The 21,531-nt window shown below is 69.4% G+C and carries 21 protein-coding genes; 6 read left to right on the forward strand and 15 right to left on the reverse strand.

Going from position 1 to position 21,531, the window contains the following annotated elements:
• Position 1 precedes the first annotated feature (1 nt).
• A complete protein-coding gene (ligD, locus tag AMYHA_RS14770) occupies positions 2-1,420 on the forward strand; it encodes a non-homologous end-joining DNA ligase (protein WP_034271817.1) in 1,419 nt (472 codons plus the stop codon).
• Here the strand turns inward: ligD and AMYHA_RS14775 are convergent.
• Both AMYHA_RS14775 and AMYHA_RS14780 read right to left on the reverse strand, forming a co-directional pair.
• A complete protein-coding gene (locus AMYHA_RS14775; RefSeq protein ID WP_034271819.1) occupies positions 1,417-1,626 on the reverse strand; it encodes a hypothetical protein in 210 nt (69 codons plus the stop codon). The two genes, ligD and AMYHA_RS14775, sit on opposite strands and share 4 nt — an antisense overlap.
• An 87-nt stretch (positions 1,627-1,713) precedes the next feature.
• The gene (locus AMYHA_RS14780; protein WP_034271820.1) at positions 1,714-2,670 is read right to left on the reverse strand and encodes a beta-ketoacyl-ACP synthase 3; all 957 of its coding nucleotides are present in this window, start codon (positions 2,668-2,670) and stop codon (positions 1,714-1,716) included.
• Between the two features lie 236 nt (positions 2,671-2,906).
• On the opposite strand from AMYHA_RS14780, the gene AMYHA_RS14785 reads away from it, so the two are divergent.
• The 3 genes from AMYHA_RS14785 to AMYHA_RS14795 all read left to right on the forward strand — a co-directional run bounded on the left by AMYHA_RS14785 (position 2,907) and on the right by AMYHA_RS14795 (position 5,530).
• Positions 2,907-3,911: an AraC family transcriptional regulator gene (locus AMYHA_RS14785; protein WP_034271822.1), complete on the forward strand. Its 1,005-nt coding sequence runs from the start codon at positions 2,907-2,909 to the stop codon at positions 3,909-3,911.
• Between the two features lie 111 nt (positions 3,912-4,022).
• Entirely contained in the window at positions 4,023-5,096 is a 1,074-nt protein-coding gene (locus AMYHA_RS14790) for a GDSL-type esterase/lipase family protein (protein WP_051399941.1), read from the forward strand.
• 71 nt (positions 5,097-5,167) lie between these two features.
• Positions 5,168-5,530, forward strand: a complete 363-nt coding sequence (locus AMYHA_RS14795) for a hypothetical protein (protein WP_157362121.1) — start codon at positions 5,168-5,170, stop codon at positions 5,528-5,530.
• 25 nt (positions 5,531-5,555) lie between these two features.
• Here AMYHA_RS14795 and AMYHA_RS14800 read toward each other — a convergent pair whose 3' ends face one another.
• Complete coding sequence (locus tag AMYHA_RS14800) at positions 5,556-6,008, reverse strand: Lrp/AsnC family transcriptional regulator (RefSeq protein ID WP_034271825.1); 453 nt, start codon at positions 6,006-6,008, stop codon at positions 5,556-5,558.
• Positions 6,008-7,156, reverse strand: coding sequence for a M24 family metallopeptidase (locus AMYHA_RS14805; RefSeq protein WP_034271827.1), 1,149 nt, complete (start codon positions 7,154-7,156; stop codon positions 6,008-6,010). Before AMYHA_RS14805 ends, AMYHA_RS14800 begins: the two co-directional genes overlap by 1 nt.
• A gap of 77 nt (positions 7,157-7,233) precedes the next feature.
• Here AMYHA_RS14805 and AMYHA_RS14810 point away from each other — a divergent pair, with 77 nt between their 5' ends.
• Entirely contained in the window at positions 7,234-8,199 is a 966-nt protein-coding gene (locus AMYHA_RS14810; protein WP_034271829.1) for a 5'-3' exonuclease, read from the forward strand.
• A gap of 79 nt (positions 8,200-8,278) precedes the next feature.
• On the opposite strand, the gene AMYHA_RS26480 is transcribed toward AMYHA_RS14810, so the two are convergent.
• The gene (locus AMYHA_RS26480; RefSeq protein ID WP_084037248.1) at positions 8,279-8,740 is read right to left on the reverse strand and encodes a DUF4333 domain-containing protein; all 462 of its coding nucleotides are present in this window, start codon (positions 8,738-8,740) and stop codon (positions 8,279-8,281) included.
• A 69-nt stretch (positions 8,741-8,809) separates the two neighbouring features.
• Positions 8,810-10,027, reverse strand: coding sequence for a GNAT family N-acetyltransferase (locus AMYHA_RS14825; protein WP_034277348.1), 1,218 nt, complete (start codon positions 10,025-10,027; stop codon positions 8,810-8,812).
• Positions 10,028-10,290: 263 nt separating this feature from the next.
• Between AMYHA_RS14825 and AMYHA_RS14830 the strand changes: the two genes are divergently transcribed.
• Positions 10,291-11,598 (forward strand): HNH endonuclease, encoded by a 1,308-nt coding sequence (locus tag AMYHA_RS14830; RefSeq protein ID WP_051399942.1) that lies wholly within the window; start codon positions 10,291-10,293, stop codon positions 11,596-11,598.
• Positions 11,599-11,685: 87 nt separating this feature from the next.
• Here the strand turns inward: AMYHA_RS14830 and AMYHA_RS26485 are convergent, their stop codons facing one another.
• The 9 genes from AMYHA_RS26485 to prcA form a co-directional block, all read right to left on the reverse strand.
• Positions 11,686-12,504, reverse strand: coding sequence for a DUF4333 domain-containing protein (locus tag AMYHA_RS26485; RefSeq protein ID WP_034271835.1), 819 nt, complete (start codon positions 12,502-12,504; stop codon positions 11,686-11,688).
• Positions 12,505-12,612: 108 nt separating this feature from the next.
• Positions 12,613-15,378 carry a DEAD/DEAH box helicase gene (locus AMYHA_RS14840; protein ID WP_034271837.1) on the reverse strand — a complete coding sequence of 922 codons (2,766 nt, stop codon included), beginning with the start codon at positions 15,376-15,378 and terminating at the stop codon, positions 12,613-12,615.
• A 66-nt stretch (positions 15,379-15,444) separates the two neighbouring features.
• The gene (gene tatC, locus AMYHA_RS14845) at positions 15,445-16,419 is read right to left on the reverse strand and encodes a twin-arginine translocase subunit TatC (protein WP_034271839.1); all 975 of its coding nucleotides are present in this window, start codon (positions 16,417-16,419) and stop codon (positions 15,445-15,447) included.
• 41 nt (positions 16,420-16,460) lie between these two features.
• A complete protein-coding gene (gene tatA, locus AMYHA_RS14850) occupies positions 16,461-16,787 on the reverse strand; it encodes a Sec-independent protein translocase subunit TatA (protein ID WP_034271841.1) in 327 nt (108 codons plus the stop codon).
• A 52-nt stretch (positions 16,788-16,839) separates the two neighbouring features.
• On the reverse strand, positions 16,840-17,079 hold the full coding sequence (locus AMYHA_RS14855; protein WP_157362125.1) for a hypothetical protein: 240 nt from the start codon (positions 17,077-17,079) through the stop codon (positions 16,840-16,842).
• Between the two features lie 10 nt (positions 17,080-17,089).
• Complete coding sequence (locus tag AMYHA_RS14860; protein WP_034271845.1) at positions 17,090-18,070, reverse strand: helix-turn-helix transcriptional regulator; 981 nt, start codon at positions 18,068-18,070, stop codon at positions 17,090-17,092.
• On the reverse strand, positions 18,067-19,080 hold the full coding sequence (locus tag AMYHA_RS14865; protein WP_034271847.1) for a helix-turn-helix transcriptional regulator: 1,014 nt from the start codon (positions 19,078-19,080) through the stop codon (positions 18,067-18,069). Before AMYHA_RS14865 ends, AMYHA_RS14860 begins: the two co-directional genes overlap by 4 nt.
• A 146-nt stretch (positions 19,081-19,226) precedes the next feature.
• Positions 19,227-20,585: a Pup--protein ligase gene (pafA, locus tag AMYHA_RS14870; RefSeq protein WP_034271849.1), complete on the reverse strand. Its 1,359-nt coding sequence runs from the start codon at positions 20,583-20,585 to the stop codon at positions 19,227-19,229.
• 105 nt (positions 20,586-20,690) lie between these two features.
• Complete coding sequence (gene prcA / locus AMYHA_RS14875) at positions 20,691-21,479, reverse strand: proteasome subunit alpha (RefSeq protein ID WP_034271851.1); 789 nt, start codon at positions 21,477-21,479, stop codon at positions 20,691-20,693.
• Positions 21,480-21,531 lie beyond the last annotated feature (52 nt).

Raw genomic sequence — 21,531 nt, forward strand, 5'->3', positions numbered from 1 at the left:
CGTGAGCCTGCACGAGTATCGGCGCAAACGCCGTCCCGGCCGCACGCCGGAGCCCATGCCCGCCGACGACCCCGCCGACACCACTGTGGACCCCGCGAAGCCGCCGGTCTTCGTCGTGCAGGAACACCACGCCAGACGGCTGCACTATGACCTGCGGCTGGAACGCGACGGCGTGCTCGCGTCGTGGGCCATCCCCAAGGGGATACCCGCTGACCCCGCCGTCAATCACCTCGCCATCAGAACCGAGGACCACCCGCTCGCGTATGCCACGTTCGCCGGAACGATCCCCCGGGGTGAGTACGGCGCTGGCACCATGCGCATCGCCGACAGTGGCACCTACGAGTGCCTCACGTGGACCGACCGCGAGGTCAAGGTGGTGCTGCACGGCTCCCGCTACACCGGTGGGTTCGCGCTGTTCCGTACCGACGACACGCAGTGGATGATCCACCGGGAACGGGTGCCGCCGCCGCGCGGGCTGCTGCCGATGCTCGCGGGTGGCACCGGCGCGCCCGCCTCCGACGAGGGCTGGGGCTACGAGCTGAAGTGGGACGGCCAGCGCGCACTCGCCTACGTCGAGGACGCCCGCGTGCGGCTCGTCGGCCGATCCGCGCGCGACATCACCGGCTCGTACCCGGAACTGGCCGCGCTCGCCAAAGAGCTGCCACGACGAGGCGCGGTGCTGGATGGCGAGATCGTCGCGTTCTCCGGCGGCACGCCAAGCTTCGCCGCCCTGCAACCGCGCATGCACGCCACCGGCGATGCGGCCCGGCGGCTCGCGGCCAGCACGCCGATCACGTACCTGATCTTCGACATCCTGCATCTCGACGGCAGACCGCTGCTCGACGTCCCCTATCGGGAGCGGCAGGAGATCCTGGCCGGGCTTGAGCTGGCAGGGCCGTCCTGGCACACCCCGCCCGCGTTCCTGGACGCCACCGGTCAGGCCGTGCTGCGCGCCGCCGAGCAGCAGGGGTTGGAAGGGATTGTGGCGAAGCGGCTCAACTCCGGGTATCTACCCGGCGCCCGTTCGCCGGACTGGCGCAAGATCAAGCGGCTGCGGCAGCAGGAGGTCGTCGTCGGCGGTTGGCGGCCGGGCAAGGGCGTTCGGGAGGGCCGGATCGGATCGCTGCTGGTCGGCGTCGGCACTTCGGACGGCCTGGCATACGCCGGGCGGGTCGGCACCGGCTTCGACGAGGCGACACTGCGGCTGCTCGGCGAACGACTGGCCCCATTGGCGCGGGATAGCAGCCCGTTCGACACCCCGGTGCCAGCCGACCATGTCCGGGACGCGTTATGGGTGGAGCCCGAGGTGGTGGTGCAGGTGAGTTTCGACCGCTGGACCCGCGACGACCGGCTCCGCCACCCTGTCTACCTGGGCCTACGCGACGACATCGACCCCGGCGACGTCGTGCGGGAGCCCTAGCGGCTCGCCTCCCAATCGCGGTAGGCGTCGTAGACATCGACCAGCTCGCCGGCGTCCTCGCACCGGGCCGCGAAGAACCGTGCGAACGACAGCGCCTCCGCGCGGTCCGCCGCTGCCCCCGCACGGCCGTGGGCGTAGCCCAGTGCGTACTGCTCCCGGGCATACCGGACAGATACCGCCTCCGGAAGCGCGGCTGCTCCCGTCATGTCAAGCCTCCCCTGCGGCGTGTCGGAAAAACTCGCCGCAGGTTCCAGTGAACGTGGTTCGCGTCCGCCGCACAACCCTTCGGCCGCTTACGGCACTCGTACCACCTGGGCGGCGTAGGCGAGCCCGGCACCGAACCCGATCAGCAACGCCAGGTCACCGGTGCCGACCTGACCGGTCTCCCGCAGCCGGGCCAGCGCCAGTGGAATGGACGCCGCCGACGTGTTACCTGTGTCCTCGCCATCGTGGGCGACCACGGCGTTGTCCGCACCGAGCTTGGCCGCGATGGCGTCGACGATGCGCAGATTCGCCTGGTGCGGGATGATCGCCGCCAGTTCCTCCGGCGCGACCCCCGCGTTCTCGCACGCGGTGAGCGCCACCGGGTGGATCTCCGTCGTCGCCCAGCGGAACACCTGCCTGCCCTGCATGCGCAGGTAGCGGTCCTCCGGGTCGATCGCGATGAGTTCGGACGCCGTGCCGTCGCTGCCCCACACGACCGGCCCGATGCCAAGATCGTCCGACGCGCCGACCACGGCGGCGCCCGCGCCATCACCGAAAATGATGGCGGTGCCAAGGTCGTTGTCGTCGATCCAGGTACTCATCCGTTCCGCACCGATGACCAACACCCGGTTGGCCGAGCCGGCACGCACCAGATCGGAGGCGACGGCGATGGCGTAGCAGAACCCGGCGCACGCCGAGTTGACGTCGAACGCGCCAGCCGACTTGATGCCGAGCAGTCCCGCGGTTTCGGCCGCCACGCTGGGAATCGGCGTCGCCGCGCTGCAACTTGCGGCGATCACCAGGTCGATCTCGTCTTCGGTGATGTCGGCGTCCGCCAGTGCGGCCGCGCCAGCGGCGGCGGCCATGTCGGGTACCCGTTCGTCCTTGGCGGCCACGGCTCTGCCGCGCATGCCGGTGCGGGCGGCCACCCAGTCCGCTGACTTCCCGAATCGGGTGGCCAACTCTTCGTTGGTGAGTGTGTTCTGCGGCCGATAACCGCCGACTCCGAGCAGGCGCGCACCAGCGCTACCCTGACTGCTTCGCATGTGTCAACCGTCGCCCCGCACGACGCGGCGTGACCAGGACGCTACTGCTCGGTATCACTGTCCGTACCGCTCAGCACCGTCCTGCCAGGCCGCTGACCTGCGTCGTCACCGAAGTCGAACCGGCCGATCGGGTTTGTGAGACATGGCATAGGTACCGACCGATCGGCCGGGTGACGCGCGGTAGATGTACCGACCGATCGGCCGTGAGGCGCGGCAGAGGTACTGTCGCGGTAGCCATGTCCGCGCGCACGATCTCCATCCACCACATCCGAGGCGCCCTCGCCGGGGCTCGGCGCAAGGGCGTCGAATTGGAGCCGCTGCTACACCGGGCTGGCATCGCGCCCGTCTTGCTCGACGATCCTCGCGCGCGCGTCACCGCGGAGCAGGCGGCCCGGCTGGTACGGGTGTTGATCGCGACGCTCGACGACGAATTCATGGGGCTTGGGCCGTATCCCAGCCCACGCGGGACGTTCGCCATGATGTGCCACGCCGCGGTGCACTCGCCGGACCTGCTCTCCGCGCTGCGGCGCGCGACGACGTTCTACGAGCTGTTCCCCGGCACTCCCCGGTTCCGGGTGCGGTATCGCGGCGGCGAGGCCCGGGTGGAGCTGGACATTCGCGGCGTGCGCGACCCGGACCACTTCATGTGCGAAGGCATCATGATCATCTGGCACGGGTTCTCCAGCTGGCTGATCGGACAGCGGATTCCGTTGCGTGGCATGGCGTTCGGCTACCCCGCGCCGCCACATCGGGACGAGTACGACCTGGTGTTCGGCTGCCGCTCGACGTTCGGGCGTGGCGGCACGACGGCGGCCACGTTCGACCGGAAGTACCTGGCGATGCCAGTGGTGCGCGACCGGGCCGCGCTGGCGGAGTTCCTGCGGCACGCGCCGACCGACCTTGCCGCCGCGCCAGCCTACGCCACCAGCGTCGGCCAAGCGGTGCGCCGCATCCTGGAGGACGCGCCGCCGGCCCGGCTGCCGTCGCTGGACGCCGCGGCCGCACGACTGTCGCTGAGCCCGCAGACGTTGCGGCGCAAGCTCGCCGAAGAGGGCACGAGCTTCCGCCAGCACCGTGACGACGTCCGCCGCGACGTCGCCATCGCCGCCCTGACCGGCAGCGACGACACCGTAGAGGACATCGCCGCCCGGCTCGGCTACGCCGACCCGAGCGCCTTCCACCGCGCTTTCAAGCGCTGGACCGGCACCGCCCCCGGCGCCTACCGCGCCGCTCGGGTGTAGGCCCGCTGTGCGTCGTGTCCCCGGTCCCGACGCCGTGTCCCTCGTTCGCGACGTCGGCGCCGGGAGACGGCACACGCAGGGGACACACGGGCGGACGTAAGATCGCGTGTAATGCGGCAGACTCGGATTCGCCCGTGGCACGGCGGGCTCGTCGTTCTCCTCGTGGCCTGCGTGGCCGCGGTAATACTCATCGGCGACAACCAGCCGAACCGCAGATCCACGCCGCTCCCGACGCCGTCCCCGGAACCGCGCGGGCCGATCACCATGGTCAGCCTTGGTGACAGCTCCGTGTCCGGCGAAGGCACCGGGGTGTACACCAGCACGACCAATGGCCAGGGCGGCAACTGGTGCCACCGCTCCCCCAAAGCCACCGTGCACATGACGTCGCTGCCAGGCATCGAGAAAACCGTCAACCTCGCCTGCTCCGGCGCGGCGAGCGCCCACGTCGCGCTCACCAAACAGAGCAAGTACACCGAAGGCTCGCAGGCCGCTCGGCTGCGCGAACTCGCGAAGAGCAACGAGATCGAGGTCGTCGTCGTCGCGATCGGCGGCAACGACGACCCGCACTTCTCCCATCACTTGAGCGCCTGCGCGAAAGCCTGGTTCGGCGGGCCGCCGTGCACCGACGCGCTGCGAGGCAACTGGACGTCGACCGTCGACGCCATGGTGCCGAAGGTCGTCACCGCACTGAAGGACGTCCGCAAGGTGCTCACCCAGGTCGGCTACGACCGCGAGGACTACCAACTGGTCGTGCAGTCGTATCCGTCGCCGGTCAGCCCGGAGATTCCGGAGGCGCTGCGCAACCTGGACGGCTGCCCATTCCGCAAGGCTGACCTTGAGTGGATTCGCGATACCGCGGTCAGCGAGCTCAGCCGGGGACTGCGCGAGGCGGCCACGACCGTAGGTGCGCGCTTCCTCGACCTGTCACGCGCCGGGCACGGGCACGAGGCCTGCACCGGCGGTGCGAGTGCCGGTAGCGAGTGGTTCACCCGGCTCACGGTACGGTGGGACGACTTGGGCGACGTCGATCGCGCGTCGCATGCCGCTCAGGAGTCGTTTCATCTCAACGCCGCAGGTCACGCCCAGATCGGGCGCTGCCTGACCGAGTTCCTCGAGGCCACAACCAACGAGGCGGCGTGCGTTGAAGGCGCCGACGGCGACCTGCATCCGACAGTGTTGCCCTGACCAGGCGTCATAACAGCGGCCCCACCTGGTCTCGTTACCGAGCCTGCGTGTTCCTGCCTTTGGAGGTTCCGGTGAACGCACCCGCACGCCGATCCGGCGCCACACCCCGCTCGTCGCTGTCGCTCTTGCGTGACCAGCTCCACGTCGTGGTGCCCGCGCTGACGGTGGGTGAGGGCCATCCTCGGATGGGGCAGTTGCTCGCCCAGTTGCGCACCACGGCGGCCGGCATGACCGACCTGCTCGCCGCCGCGGAGCCCGCGGCACGGGCGGCGATCGACGCGGGGCTGGAGCACGCGGCGGCGGGTGAGTACAACGAGTCCCGCACGGAGTTCCTCACCGCGTACCGGCGGCTCAGCATCCTGCTACACGACCACCCGGACCGCAGGTCCTCCGCCGTCGGCGAGAGCACGCAGCGCTGGCGCCCGCTGCGGTGAGGCCCCATCGCGGCGAGGCAGGCCACTACAACGCGGCGGGACGCCCCTCGAACGGCGTCGACAGCACCACCGTCGTCCGGGTCGACACCTTGGCCGATTCCCGGATGCGCCGCAGCAGGTCCTCAAGACCCGCGGGAGACGGCACCCGCACCAGCAGCACGTACGACTCATCCCCCGCGACTGAATAGCACGACTCGATCTCTCGGATGTGTTCCAGCCGCTGCGGATAATCGTCCGGGGCGGCGGGGTCGTTCGGCGTCAGCGAGATCAACGCCGTCAGCGGGAGCCCGATCTGCTCCCCGTCGAGCCGGGCCGTGTAGCCCTTGATCACGCCGCGCTGCTCCAGCCTGCGCACTCGCTGATGCACCGCCGACACCGACAACCCGACCCGCTCGGCCAGGTCGGTGAAGCTGGTCCGGCCGTTCGCGTTGAGCTCGCGGGCGATCGCCTGATCGGTGGGCTCGAGCGGAACGCTCATCACTCCACCACCGTGAGCCCGTGCGGCTGGGTGTTGAGCGGCTCGACACCGTCCTCGGTGACAACGACGATGTCCTCGATCCGCGCACCCCAGCGGCCTTCGTGGTATATGCCCGGCTCGACGCTGAACGCCATGCCCGGTTCCAGCGGCAGGTCGTTGCCCGCCATCATGTACGGCTCCTCGTGCACGTCGAGGCCGATGCCGTGGCCGGTGCGGTGGATGAACCGTTCGCCGAAGCCCGCCTCGGTGATCGGTTCCCGCGCCGCGGCGTCGATAGCCGACGCGGGCACGCCGGGCCGCACCGCATGCACCGCTGCCCGCTGCGCCAGCTCCAGCACGGCGTAGGCGTCAAGCACGTCAGGCTGCGCGGGCTGGCCGATCGAATAGGTACGGGTGCAGTCAGAGTTGTAGCCCTCCGGGATCGGGCCGCCGATGTCGACAACCACGACGTCGCCCGCCTCGAGCGCCCGATCGGACACGTCGTGGTGCGGGCTCGCCCCGTTCGGGCCCGAGCCGACGATGATGAACTCCGCCTCGGTGTGGCCTTCCTCGACGATCGCGGCGGCGATATCCGCGCCGACCTCCGCCTCGGTGCGGCCGGCTCGCAGCAGGGACGGCACCCGTGCGTGTACCCGGTCGATCGCTGCGGCGGCGGTGCGCAGCGCGGCGATCTCGTCAGCGTCCTTGCGCATCCGCAGTTCCCGGACGATCGGGCCCGCCAGCACCTGCTCGGCGTCCAGCGCGCCCCGCAGCGTCAGCACGTGTAGCGCGATGGTGTTGTCGCTGACCGCGACCCGATTCACCGAGCCACCGCGTCCTGCCAAGTCCGCGACCATGCGGTACGGGTCCTGCCCGTCCACCCAGGTGACGACGTCAACGCCGAGGTCATCGAACGGCACGTCCGCGAACCCGGCCGCCTCCAGCGCGGGCAGCACCAACGCGGGCGGCGCGTCCCCCGCGGGCACCACGAGTGTCGACAGGCGTTCGAACGAGCCGCCCGCCTGCCCGATCAGATACCGCAGATCGGAACCGGGCGCGATGAGCAGTGCGTCAGTGTCGGCGGCCGCCGCCGCGGCGCGGGCGCGGGCGATCCTGGCGCGCAGCCGGGACGGGCTCGGAGCAGGTGTGTGGAGTGAACGACGGGACATGCCCCGAGCCTAGCCGCGACCCCCGAATCGCACGCGGGGCGACCCGCCGCGCGCCGAGCTATGGCAAGCTGCACCGCATGAGTGCCCCGTCCGATCGACCGCTCGCTCTGCTCGATGCCGCCAGCCTGTACTTCCGCTCGTTCTTCGCGCTGCCCGAGTCACTGCGCGCGCCGGACGGCACGCCGGTCAACGCCGTCCGTGGCTTCGCGGACACCGTGGCGCGCATCCTCACCGACCGCAAGCCGGAACGCCTCGTCGCGTGCCTTGATGCCGACTGGCGCCCGCAGTTCCGCGTCGACCTGCTGCCGAGCTACAAGGCGCACCGGGTCGCGGAAGAGGGTGCCGAGGAGGCAGCCGATGGCACGATCGCCGAGGAGGTTCCTGACACGCTCAGCCCGCAGGTGCCGATCATTCTCGACCTGCTCGAGGCATGCGGGCTCGCCACGGCGGAGGCGGCTGGCTACGAGGCCGACGACGTCATCGGCACCCTGACCGCGCGGGAGCGGACCAACCCCGTCGAGGTGATCACCGGGGACCGCGACCTGTTCCAGCTGGTGCGCACCGAGCCGACCCCGGCGTCGGTGATCTACGTCGGCAAGGGCTGGGCGAAGGCCGACGTGCTCACGCCCGCCGACATCGCGCGGCGTTACGGGGTGCCGGAGACCGACGCGGGCGCGGCGTACGCGGCGATGGCGGTGCTGCGCGGTGACCCGTCAGACGGGCTACCCGGCGTCACCGGGATCGGGGAGAAGACGGCGGCCAAGCTGATCACCCGGTTCGGGTCGCTGCCCGGACTGCTCGACGCCGCCCGTGATGAGCACCCCGACGTGCCGAAGCGGGTGCGCACCCAGCTCGCTGCGGCGGCCGACTACCTCGCGGTGGCGCCGACCGTGGTCGCCGTGGTGCCGGACGCGCCGGTGACGTTCTCCCGCGACGATCGGGTGCCGGACGGCCCCGCCGCCCCAGAGCGGGTGGCCGAGCTGGCCGAACGCTGGAATCTGGGCGGTTCGGCCGACCGGCTGCTCGCCGCGCTCGGCGGCTGACCAGCGCGAGGCTGCCCGTTGCTCGTTGCCGGTTGGCCGAGCCCCTTGCCCGCCCGACGCGGCTCCGCACGCTTCGCCGCTACTCTGGCCTGCCGACCTCGTAGTCACCCTTGTCGCTGGTCACCCTGATCGGCACCGACTTCTTCTCGCCCGCGATCGTCGCGGTGCAGCGGAACGTCGTGCCGCGCACCACCGGCCGGTTCGGCGGGCAGATCACCAGCTGGACGTGCTCGATCCGGTAGTGCCTGGCGAGCATGCTGTAGACGGCGTCCTGCACCTCGGTGTGGTCGAACCTCGGCGGCTTCCGCGAGGTCGCCCTGCCACGGCTGGGCAGCGGCGGCACCGCGGTCCCCGGCACGGTGCCGAGGCTCGCGGTCGATGTCAGCGTCGGTGACGGGCTCGGCGTCCCAGGCGACACCGGAGCCTGCGAATCACACGCGGTACTCAGCGCCGCGACCACGACCGCCAACAACGAGGCGCGCGACGACACGGTAGGCACGCCGCGTCGGGGTGGCTGGAGCCGTAACGGACTCGCGTCCACGGCGGTGCTCCTTCTAGCGTCTTAGATCTTAGGCCGGTTGGCGTAGACGTTACGCCAGACCGGTGACGACTAGAAGAAGCTACCGCACCAAGGGGAACTATCCGTGACCACCAGTCGGTGTGCCGCGCCGAGCGCGTCATCGTCGGCGCCAGCGGCGGTAACCTCGATCCTTCCGACAGCGGCCAGATCGGCCACGCGCCACCCGCCGAGGTAAAGCATGCCGAGCGTGTCAACGTCGAGAGCGAGTTGCGCTGGCTCCGTCGTCGGTTCGCTACCGGCCGCGGAGAGCCGGTAGCGGCCAGAGTTGTGCTTCAGTATCGGATCGGACACCTCGAACACCACGGCATCGTCCCCGGCGTAGCCGCGGGCATTCAACGCGGCGGGCACGTCGACCAGCCGCAACCACAGATCGTCCTCGACGGACATCGTCGAGACGGCGCGGTAGTCGGTGAGCAGCGCTTCGAGCGGCGCGTCGACGGGCTGCCAGCGGGACTCGATCCGGGTGATCAGGTCCACCCTGAGCAGCGCCCGCCACAGATCGGCGTAGGCGGCAGGGGTCGCCGCGGCCATGTCCTCGACGTACATCACGGCCACGTCGTCGGCGACGTCCTCGGTGACGACACGGTAGGAGGCGTAGCCGTCCGGCCCGTCGCTGCCGTGGTGCACCGCGAGCCGCATCAGTCCGGACTCGGTGCGGTAATGACCCTCCCACATCGGCCAGAAGTGCTCCGTACGGTCCAGCATGCCTGCACGCGAGCGGGCGAGCCGCGCGTACACGTCCGGGAGCAGCTCCAGCGCGGCGTCGAGATCGTACAGCTCAACCTCACCGTCGGCAGGCGCGCTCGCGCGCACCTCGGCGCGGCGCCGGTCCAGCCGCCTGCTGCGCACATGAGCGGCGATGCCGTAGCCGTAGCGGCCGTAGATGACGGCTTCACTCGCGTGCAGTCCCGCCACCGGCACGCCGCGCTCAGCGCAATCGGCGAGCTGGGCCGTCATCAGATCAGTCAGCACGCCACGCCGGGTGCGGTCGGCGCGCACCCCCACGCCCGTGACGGCGGCCATTGGCACCGTGCCGCCGGGCACGGTCAGCGTGGTGTCGATCGCCCGCGCGGTGCCAACCAAGGTGTCATTCTCGAACGCGCCGAGGGTGCGGCCGTCCTGATAGGTGCGCCGTGCGCGCTGCCACCGCTCGTCAGTGAGCGGTGCCGCGTGCAGCGAGGCGCGGAACAACGTGTGCGCCGACCGGATCTCGGTGGCGTCGAGTGTCCTGATCGAACGATCCGTCATGACGGGATCGTCGCGCAGCCGCCACACGGCGCGCCACTGAATTTCCGGTATCAGACCAGGCCAGCCCGACACTGGGAGCCGTTCGTGCCGTGCCAGCCAAACGCTTTCCTGCGAAGGTCCAGCCCTTGCCCTGGCCAGCGGATCTCGCTGCCATCGCCCATACCTCGATGGATGCACGTGCAGGGAAAGTTCTACGGAAGTACAGCAGGGGTTCCACACCTGAGACTAGAACAGGCGTTCGATAGGAGTCTAGGATTGGGGGTATGAGCAGCGCAGATGTTCTTCTCCCGGAGCCCGGCCCGTACGGTTGGTGGGAAGCGGCCGATGCCGAGTTGGCTGAGGCGCTGCGGGTGGCTGAGGAGGTGCGGAATCGTGCCGAGGCTGCTCAGGCGGCGGTGTTGGCCGAGATTCAGTCGCGGGGTGTGTTCGCTACGTATGGCTATCCGTCGCTGGCGACACTGCAGCGCGACCTGCTGCGGATCAGCACCACCGAGGCGACCAAGCGCGCTAAGCGGGCGACATTGCTGCACCCCACTCGCGAGGGGACGAGTGAGAAGCCCGCGGCGGCGCCGATGGCCGCGCAGGCCGCGGCTGAGGGTGTGCTCAACCCCGGCCACGTCGACGCGATCAGCGAGACCATGGCCGCGATGCCCGCCGATATCGACGACACCGAACGCGCCGGCTACGAGAAGACGCTGATCGATTTGGCGCGGCAGGCACAACCCGCGGTGGTGCGCCGCGCCGGACGCCACCTACTCGCCCTGCTCGACCCCGACGGCCGTGAACCGAACGACGATGCTGAGTTGGCGGAGCCGGAGCGGGAACTGGTGTGGTCCTGGACCCGCCACAACCGGTTCAAGCTGCGCGGCACCCTCGACTCCGAATCCGGACAGCTGTTGGAAACGCTGCTCTCGGCGCTGGCCAAGCCCCGGCCCACGGTGGAGGGCATGCCGGATCAGCGCACCACTGGCCAACGCCAGGGGGATGCGTTCGCCGAACTGCTCGACTACACCCAACGCGCCACCGCACGCCCCACCGAAGCCGGTGAAACCCCGGTAGTGACCGTGTCGATGACGCTGGATCAACTACTCCGCCGCGACCCCCTCATCGACAGTGATCGGGCGGTGCAGCAGATGCTGGGCGACACCCCCATCCTGAACTGGGAGTGCCCGGTCACCGCGGAACAAGCCCGCCGCCTGGCCTGCGACGCCCGCCTCATCCCCGCCGTCCTCGGCTCCACCGGCGAAATCCTCGACCTCGGCCGCGAGGTGCGCACCGCCACCCGCGCCCAACGCCGCGCCCTCGCCGCCCGCGACGGCGGCTGCATCATGTGTTCCCGCACGATGCGCTGGTGCCAAGTCCACCACATCACCTGGTGGGAACACGGCGGCACCACCACCCTCGACAACCTCTGCCTGCTCTGCACCGCCTGCCACCGACTCGTCCACCACGCCGGGTGGGATATCCGCATGACCACCAACGGCAAGCCGGAATGCCTCCCACCCGCGTGGCTTGATCCGGCGCGTCAGCCGAGACAGTTCACCGCACCCCACACCGAACCCCTCGGCTAGCAGCCAGCGCCAGCCGAGCCACAACCACACACCGGCCCACCGCGACCAGCACCACTGGCCGCGGCACAGCCGCGCGCTAGGCCCTAGTCAGGGAGTCTCGACCTGGTACTTCGGCGGGTCGGCCTCGGCATCAACCACCCTGATCGGCACGTCCTTCTGCTCACCGTCGACGGTGACCGTGCAGGTGAAGGTGTGGTCCTGCTGCACCGGCTGGTCGGCTGGGCACGACGCGCTGCCCTGGTCGAAGTCGACGTCCTCGTCGGTCAGGATCTGCTCGACGCCCTGCTCGACGCCGGCGGCGTCGAAGACCTTCTCCTTGAAGAAGAACCCTGGCGCGATGAAGCCGAGCACGACGACCACGACGACGAGCAGCACCAACACGCCGATGCCAATCCACAGCGGTGCCTTCGACTTCTTCTGCTGCTCCGGCTCCATGCCGGGTGGATACTGGCCGAAACCTCCGGGCTGGCCGCTGGGCGGCTGGCCGTAGGGCGCGCCGTACGGCTGCTGCGCCCACTGCTGACCCCACTGGTCCTGGCCCGGCTGGCCCCACTGGTCCTGACCTGGCTGGCCGGGCTGGGCCCATGGCTGCTGCGGCTGCGGCCCGCTCGGTGGGTACGTCCCGCCGGGCTGTGGCTGACCGTAGGGCTGCTGGGCCCATTGATCGTGGCCTTGCTGCGGATAACCAGCGGGGTACTGACCCCATTGCTGGCCCCACTGGTCCTGTCCCGGTTGGCCGTAGGGCTGCTGCGCCCACTGCTCCTGGCCAGGCTGGGCCGGTTGGCCGTACCCAGGAGCAGGCACGCCGCCCGCTTGCTGGCCCCCCGTCGCCGGATCGCCGTAGGGTTGCTGCCCCCACTGCCGCGAGTCCCACTGCGGGTCACTGCCGCCATACGGCGTGCTCATGTCGTCCTCCGCCAGTTACCACGTCTGTTGCTGCGTGGATCCAACCACACCACGCGGTATACGCCCAGTGAAGCCTCCCAGGCGTATGCCGCGTGCTACTCATATCACTCACACACTGCCCGCCGCGACAACTCCCCGTCGCAACGATCGCGCCGCCGTGCCAGCGGCGGCACCAACCGGGTCCGCCTTGCCGAGCACATCCCTGAGCTGCTCCAGCATGTCGATCACCTGGCGGCACCAGCGCACGAAGTCTCCAGCGGAGAGTTCCTGGCCGTTCTGCTCCGCCGTCGTGAGCACCTTCTCCAGCGACTCGCCGCGCGCCCAGCGATACACCGGCCACGCGAACCCGGCGTCCGGCTCGCGGGTGCGGCCGAGCCGGTGCCTGCGCTCGTCGTCGACCAGCTCGGCCCACAACGCCGCCGTACGCTGCCAGGCATCGCTCACCGCGCCAGCGGGCAACCTCGGCTCCCCCGCGCTGTCCCTGCGCGCCTCGAACACCAGCGTGGACACCACGGCGGCGAGCTCAGCTGGCTGCAGGTCGCGCCACAGCTCGTGCCGCACGCACTCCGCAGCGAGCAAGTCGGATTCGCTGTAGATGCGGGCCAGCCGCGCACCGTCGGCGGTGACGGTGTTGCCGTCTTCCGCGAGGTAGCCCCGCTCGGTGAGCAGCGCCCTGATCCTGTCGAACGCCCGCACCAGCGAGTGCGTCGTCGCTGCCACCTTCTCCTCCAGCTTGCGGTTCTCCGCGACGAGGCGTTCGTGGCGCTCCACCCACCGCAGATTGGCCTCCCGCTCAGGCAGCCCGTGTGCCGGATGCGAGCGCAGCGCCTTACGCAAGCTCACCAGCTCAGGATCGGAGTTCGCGTCCTTGCGTTGCTTGCGCCGCCGTCCCGGCGCGACGATGCCGCTGTCCCGCAGATGCGACGCGATGTCGCGACGGGTCTTGGGTGAACGCAGCTCCACACGCTTGGGCAACCGGATGTGGCCGAGCTTGTCCACCGGCGCGGGGAAGTCGGACGCCGATAGCGGGCCGGACCAGCGGTCCTCGGTCACCACGATCGGCCGGGGCTCGGCCACCGGGTCGAGACCGGGGTCGACGACGACCGCGATACCGGCGCGCCTGCCGGACGGCACCGCGATGACGTCGCCCTTACGCAGCTTCTCCAGCGAGCGCGCCGTCTCCTGCTTGCGGGACGCGGTGTTCTGCTTGGCGAGCAGCTTCTCCTGGTCCGAGATCCGCTTGCGCAGCGCCGCGTACTCGCGGAGCTCGTCGAAGTCGGCGTCAACGGCCTCGGCGTAGCCTTCCAGCGCCTCCTTGTTGCGTTCGATCTTCCGCGACAGACCAACGACCGATCGATCGGCCTGGAACTGGGCGAACGACTGTTCCAGCAGTTCGCGCGCCTCCGCGGCACCCACCTGCGCGACCAAATTGACGGCCATGTTGTAGCCGGGCCGGAACGACGAACGCAGCGGGTAAGTGCGGGTGGAAGCGAGTCCCGCTACCTGTTTCGGGTCGATGTCGGGCTGCCACAGCACGACGGCGTGGCCCTCGACGTCGATGCCTCGCCGCCCCGCGCGGCCGGTGAGCTGGGTGTACTCCCCTGGTGTGAGATCGACGTGCGCTTCGCCGTTGTATTTGACCAATCGTTCCAGCACCACGGTGCGGGCGGGCATGTTGATGCCCAGCGCCAGCGTCTCGGTCGCGAACACGACTTTGACCAGGCCCCGGACGAACAGCTCCTCGACGGTCTCCTTGAACGCGGGCAGCAGCCCGGCGTGATGAGCCGCGATGCCGCGTTCCAGGGCGTCTCGCCACTCCCAGTAGCCGAGCACACCGAGGTCGCCTTCCGGCAGATCGCGAGTCCGTTCGTCGATGATCGTCCGCGCCTGCTCGACCTCATCGGGACCGTTGAGCCGCAGCCCCGCCCGGCAGCACTGGTCGACGGCAGCGTCGCAGCCGGCGCGGGAGAAGATGAACACGATCGCAGGCAGCAGCCCGTTGCGGTCCAGCCGATCGATGACGTCGACCCGTGACGGCGGACGGTAGCGCGGTCCACGCGGATAGCGCTTGCGGCCACGGCCCCGCAGGGCCGCGGGGCCGTACGCCCTGCTGATCTCCTGCGCCTTGCGCAGCAGCGACGGGTTGATGCGGTCGTGCCGCGCGTCATCGCTGGACGGGTCGTCGGTCTTCTCCGCGAACAGGTCGAACATCCGGTTGCCGATCATCATGTGCTGCCACAGCGGCACCGGCCGATGCTCGTCGACGACGACCGTGGTGTCACCCCTGACCGTGACCAGCCAGTCGCCGAACTCCTCGGCGTTGCTGACCGTGGCGGACAACCCGACGACGCGAACGTACTCCGGCAGGTGCAGGATCACTTCCTCCCACACCGCGCCCCGGAACCGGTCGGCGAGGTAGTGGATCTCGTCCATCACGACGTAGCCGAGGTCGGTGATCGTGGACGAGCCCGCGTAGAGCATGTTGCGCAGCACCTCGGTGGTCATCACCACGATCTGCGCGTTGCCGTTGATCGAGACGTCGCCGGTGAGCAGCCCGACGGTGTCGGCGTCGTAGCGGGCAACCAGTTCGGTGTATTTCTGGTTGGACAGCGCCTTGATGGGCGTGGTGTAGAAGCACTTACGCCCCTCGGCCAGCGCGAGATGCACCGCGAACTCGCCCACCACTGTCTTGCCAGCGCCGGTCGGCGCACAGAGCAGCACGCCGTGCCCGTCCTCCAGCGCCTCACAGCCCTGGCGCTGGAACGGGTCAAACTCGAAGGCCGCGGCCGCTTGGAAGGCCGTGAGCTGGGGATACGCCGATCGGCGGCGTGATTCCCGGTACGCGGCGGCAGGAGACGTCAGTCGGTCAGCCACGCCGCCAGGGTTTCACATTCGCGACCGGATACGCATGCGGTATCCGCCTGACCCGGGCCGGAGCCATCAGGTGACATCGTCGGTGTTGCCCGCGCCGCCACGCCGCTGCTCGCCTGGCTCGTCGCCCTCAGCACCGCTTGGCTGGTACTGGAACGGGGCCGCCTCGTCGTCGGAGACCGAGTCCCAGCCGAGCTCCTCCCGCCGCCGGTCCAGCTTCTTGTCGTGCAACCGCGTGATCTGGATCGCCATCTCGAACAGCAACACCAGTGCCAGCGCGAGCGCGAGCATCGAGAACGGATCGGCCGGCGTAATGATCGCGGCGAACACGAACATCGCCATGATGAGGCCGCGCCGCCACCGTTTCAGCTGCTCGTACCGGACGACGCCGACCCGGTTGAGCATCACGATCAGCAGCGGCACCTCGAAACTCACCCCGAACACGATCAGCAGGGTGAGGATGAACGAGATGTACTTCGACCCGGTGAGCGCGGTCGCGAAGTTCTCCGCGCCGATGCCGACGAGCATGTGCAGTGCGAACGGCGTGATCGCGTACGCCAGCACCGCACCCGCGGCGAACAGCAGCGAAGCCAGCGACACGAACACCCGCGCGTACTTGCGCTCACTCGGGTACAACCCCGGCGCGATGAATGCCCAGAATTGGTACAGCCAGAACGGCGCGAACAGCACCGCACCCGCGGCGATACCGACCTTCAGGCGGATCATGAACGCCTCGAACGGTTCGGTCTGCAACAGCTGGCAGTGCCTGCCGTCACCGAAATCGACCAGCATCTCCTCGGGCAGGCCACAGTACGGCCCCCGGATCAGATCACCGAGCGAGGTGAGGGTGGCGACCCCGTTGTCGAACCAGATGAAGCCGACGATGCCGCCTGCGATGATCGCGAGCAGCGCGAAAGACAGCCGCCGCCGAAACTCGTAGACGTGTTCGATCAGCGTCATCGTGCCGTCGGGATTGTGCCGACGGCTGCGCTTTCGCCACTTATCGCGGCGTCCGAAACGCCCGGAGGTCGCAGGCTCCGCCACCGAATATGATTCCGTTCTTCTCGCGCGTGCGTTCTAGGTGCTTAGCTGGCGTTCTTGTGCGTCTGATCCTGCTGCCGCTTCAGCTCATCGAGCTGTTGCTGCAGTTCAGCCACCTTCTGATCGTCCGTGGTGCTCTGGGCGGCAGTGCTGGTGCCACCATCCGTCAGCTGCTTGCTGTCCGGGCTGGTCGCGTCGGACGCGCGCGAACCAGACTCGTCCTCCTCCTCGCGCAGGCCCTTCGTCTCGGCCTTGAGGATCTTCAGCGACCTGCCAAGGCCGCGCGCCGCGTCGGGCAGCTTCTTCGCGCCGAACAGCAGAATCATCACGGCCAGCAGAATGGCCAGGTGCCACGGTGACAACGAACCCATGGTGGCCTCCTCTCATGTAGTCACGACCAGTTTACGACCCTGCGGGAGGGTGTCACGTGTGCGGAGCCGCTCCGTCCGACTTTGGCCACCGTTGGTGGAACGCGATCTTCAGTGCGGCCGTGCGCGCGCGGAGCAGCAGCAGCTCACCCCGCCACACCGCCCGCACCGCCTTGCTCACCGAGATGAACCGCCGCACGGACCGCACGACATGCAACACTACGGCAGCGAACGCGATGCCACCGGCAAGCAACAGGATAGCGCTGATGAGGTAACTGTCGGCTGGATCGAGCACGATGATCACCTTAGCCAGCCTGGCAAGCGGCGAGTGTCCTGGCCCGCGCCACACCGGCCGCCGCACGCTCGCGCACCCGTTCGGCCAGTTCATTGGGCTCATCGACGGTAATCTCGCCGCCCATGCCCAGCACAAGGCGGACCAGCCAGCTCTCGTCGCCGTAGCGCATCCTGACTCGGAGCCTGCCGCCGTCGAGCTCGGCTAGTTCCTCGCACGAGTAGTACTCGGCGACCCAGCGGGCATCCGGCGCGAGGGTCAGCACCGCCTCCGGCTGGCCCGGCCTCGGCGCGAACAGGCCCTCGCTGACGTCGTGCCGCTCGGCGTCGCTGGGGGGCGCGGCTGGCTCGTCGAGAACCTCGATGGCGTCGATCCGGTCCAGCCGGAACAGCCGCACCGCGTCAGCACGGCGACACCAGGCCTCCAGGTAGCTGTTGCCCTCCACGATAAGCAGCCGCATCGGGTCGACGACGCGGTCGCTGATCCGGTCGGCCGACGCGGTGTAGTAGGTCATCCCCAGCGCCCGCTCCTGCGTCAGCGCGCGCTGCACCTCCTTGCGGGTCGCCGCGGTGCGCTCGGCTTCCCGCACGCCGAGCCCGACGACGACTCCTGCGGGCTGGGCCTCTCCGGCCGCCGCCTCGATCTTGGCGATGGCGCGCCGGACCGCGTCGCCGTCAACGACGCCGGGCGTCTCAGCGAGAGCCCGCAGCGCCACCAGCATCGCGGTGGCCTCCCCGCCGGTCAGCCGCAGCGGGCGGCGCATCCCGGCGTCATAGGTGACCGTCACGGTGTCGCCCTCGAACGACAGGTCGATCAGGTCACCCGGCCCGTAACCGGGCAACCCGCACATCCACAGCAGTTCCAGGTCTTTGCGCAACTGCTTGCCGGTCACCCCGAAGTCGGCGGCGGCCTCCTCGATGTCGATGCCCGGCCGCGCGAGCAGATACGGCACCAGTGCGAGCAGCCGAGGCATCCGTGCCCCGACGTTCTTCATGACGTGCTCCTTCCCCCCTCATACGACGCCCCAGCCGGCCCTGCCGCCTCGGCGAGCACCACGAGGCGTTCGTGCACCGCCTTGGCCAGCACGTCCGGTTCGATCACCAGCACATCCGGTCCGTAGCCCGCGATCCAGCGGGCGAGGCCGTCCGGGTAGTAGACGTCGAGTTCCAGTTCATCGCCAGGAATCCCGTCGACCTCGCGCTTGCCGATTACCCGCGCGCCGCGCCGGATACCCGCAGCGGCGCCGTCGGCCGCCCACAACCGCGCGGTGGCCACGGGCGCCTGCTCCGGAGTGGCGCTGCCCGCCACGATCTCAAGCAGGTTCGTCTCGGCGGGCCGGGCCACCTCACCCGGCTCACCGATCGGCGTGACCGTCCCGGTCACCCGGGACAGCCGGAAGCAGCGGGTGGCGTCGCGATCGCGGTCGTGCCCGACGACGTACCACCGGCCGCGCCAGGACACCACGCCCCACGGCTCCAGCGTGCGCTGCCGCCGTTCGGCCGCTCCCGCGCGGCGGTACTCGAAGCGCACCGCCCTGCCCTCGCGCACCGCGGCCAGCATCGGAGCGAACGCCGCCTCGGTGCGCACGCGGGGCTGGATCGGCGCACGCGAGGATTCATCGATCTCCACCCCTGCCGCGCGCAGCTTGACCAGCGCGCCGTGCGCCTGCCCGGTCAGCTCGGGCGAGTCCCACAGGCGTACCGCGAGCCCGACCGCGGCCGCCTCGTCCGGGGCGAGGTCGATCTCGCCCAGCTCGTAGTCCCTGCGCGCGATGCGGTAGCCATCAACGCCGTCGAACACGGAGTTGCGGCCGGTTTCGATCGGAATGCCGAGCTCGCGCAGCTCCCCCTTGTCGCGTTCGAACATCCGGAAGAACGCCTCGTCGCTCGGCGCGTCGGCGTAGCCTCCCACGATGCCTCGGATGCGCTCAGCGGTCAGGTACTGGCGAGTCGACAGCAGCGCCAGTACCAGATTCACCAGGCGTTCAGCACGGGCGGTTGACACGGGTCCGACTGTAGCTCGCATCGGGGTACGCGCGGCAACGACTCTCCGTCGAACATGCGCGCGAATCCGCGACAACTTCCCTGCGTAACCGCCCCGCTACGCAGCCAATCCTGGCGGCAACGGGCCGCAGGGCTCACCCAGAGCGGTCACAAACTCGCGATCAACCGCTCCACTCGCTCGTCGACGTTGCGGAACGGGTCCTTGCACAGCACGGTGCGCTGCGCCTGGTCGTTCAGCTTGAGATGCACCCAGTCGACGGTGAAGTCGCGCTGCGCCGCCTGCGCCGCCGCGATGAAGTCGCCGCGCAGCTTCGCGCGGGTGGACTGCGGCGGGGTGTCCTTGGCGAGTTCGATCTCGCCATCGTCGGTGACCCGCTTGACCAAGCCTTTGCGCTGCAGCATGTCGAACAGTCCCCTGCCTCGCCTGATGTCGTGGTAGGCCAGGTCGAGCTGGGCGATGCGGGGACTGGACAGGTCGAAGCCGTGCTTGGCGCGGTACCGCTCGATGAGCCGGTGCTTGATGGCCCAATCCACCTCGGTGTCGATGCCGCTGTAATCCTGCGTCTCGACGGCCTCCAGCGCCCTGCCCCACAGATCCACAACCCGCGCCGTGGTCGGCGTCGCGCCGTTGACTTCGATGTGGCGCACCGCGCGAGCGTGGTACTCGCGCTGGATGTCGAGCGCGGAGGCCTCCCTGCCGCCAGCGAGCCGCACCCGCCTGCGTCCGGTGAGGTCGTGGCTGATCTCCCGGATCGCGCGAATCGGGTTGTCCAGCGTGAAGTCTTTGAACTGGACGCCCTCCTCGATCATCTGCAGCACGAGGTTGGCCGTGCCCACCTTGAGCAGTGTGGTCGGCTCCGCCATGTTCGAATCGCCCACGATGACGTGCAGCCTGCGGTAGCGCTCCGCGTCGGCGTGCGGCTCGTCGCGGGTGTTGATGATCGGCCGGGACCGGGTGGTCGCGCTGGAGACGCCCTCCCAGATGTGCTCGGCGCGCTGCGACAGGCAGTACACCGCGCCGCGCGGGGTCTGCAGCACCTTGCCCGCCCCGCAGATCAGCTGACGGCTGACCAGGAACGGCAACAGCACGTCGGCGATGCGAGAGAACTCGCCAGAGCGGCCGACCAAGTAGTTCTCGTGGCAGCCGTAGGAGTTGCCTGCCGAGTCGGTGTTGTTCTTGAACAGGTAGATGTCACCGCCGATGCCCTCGTCGGCCAGCCTGCGCTCGGCGTCGACGAGCAGATCCTCGAGAATCCGCTCACCAGCCTTGTCGTGCGTGACGAGCTGGGTCAGGTCGTCACACTCGGCAGTCGCGTACTCCGGGTGCGAGCCCACGTCGAGATACAACCGGGAGCCGTTCGACAGGAAGACATTGGACGAGCGCCCCCACGACACCACCCTGCGGAACAGGTAGCGCGCGACTTCGTCAGGCGAGAGTCTGCGCTGGCCGTGAAAGGTGCACGTGACCCCGAACTCTGTCTCGAGGCCGTATATCCGACGCTGCATACTCCCAATGCTATGTGCTCACGGGCGAAAAGCGGTGAGCCAATTAGGCGGAGCCGCTGTTTCGTGACTCGTCGCCCACCGTGATCAGCACCGCGATGGGCGGGATTACTCGCCGGTACCTTCGTCGCCGCCCTCGGAGCTCTCGGACTTCGCCTTGCTCTTGCCCGCGCTCTTACCTGAGCCCTTACTGGTGCCTGACGCGCCGCCTGAGTCGCCGGGCAGCAGGTCGTCGAGCACGGCGCCGGTGAGACGGCGGAAAGCCCGCCTCGGCCGATGCCGCTCCAGCACCGCCACTTCCAGCTTGCCGAGCTCGGCACCGTTGCTCAGGCCGGCCTTGAGCGCGCCGACGGCCAACCCCATCGCGTCCCGGAGACTCGACCCCTCGGTGTAGCTGTCCTTGAGCTTGGCGACAACCGGGTCTGTTTGGCCACCCATCACCAAGAACTGCGGCTCATCGACGATGGACCCGTCGTAGGTCAGCCGGAACAGCTGGTCCTCGCTGGCCTCGGCGCCGACCTCGGCCACCGCGAGCTCCACCTCGAACGGCTTGACCTGCTCGGTGAAGATCGACCCCAGGGTCTGCGCGTAGACGTTAGCCAGCTGGCGGGCGGAGACATCCCTGCGATCGTAGGCGTAGCCCTGCAGGTCGACGTGGCGAATCCCGGCGCGCCGCAGGCTCTCGTACTCGCTGTAGCGGCCCGCGGCGGCGAAGCCGATCCGGTCGTAGATCTCGGAGATCTTGTGCAGGGTCGTCGATGGGTTCTCGGCCGCGAACAGCAGACCATCGGCGTACTTCATCGCCACGACGCTGCGCCCACGAGAGATGCCCTTGCGGGCATACTCCGAGCGGTCGCGCATCAGCTGCTCGGGCGAGGCATACAGCGGCATCGTCACGGTTCAGGCTCCACTCTGTGCGTCGGCAGGGGGTGGTCAGGACGTCGGGGGT

Origin of the sequence: Haloechinothrix halophila YIM 93223, from assembly GCF_000504245.1 — a bacterium.
Lineage (GTDB): Bacteria > Actinomycetota > Actinomycetes > Mycobacteriales > Pseudonocardiaceae > Haloechinothrix_A > Haloechinothrix_A halophila.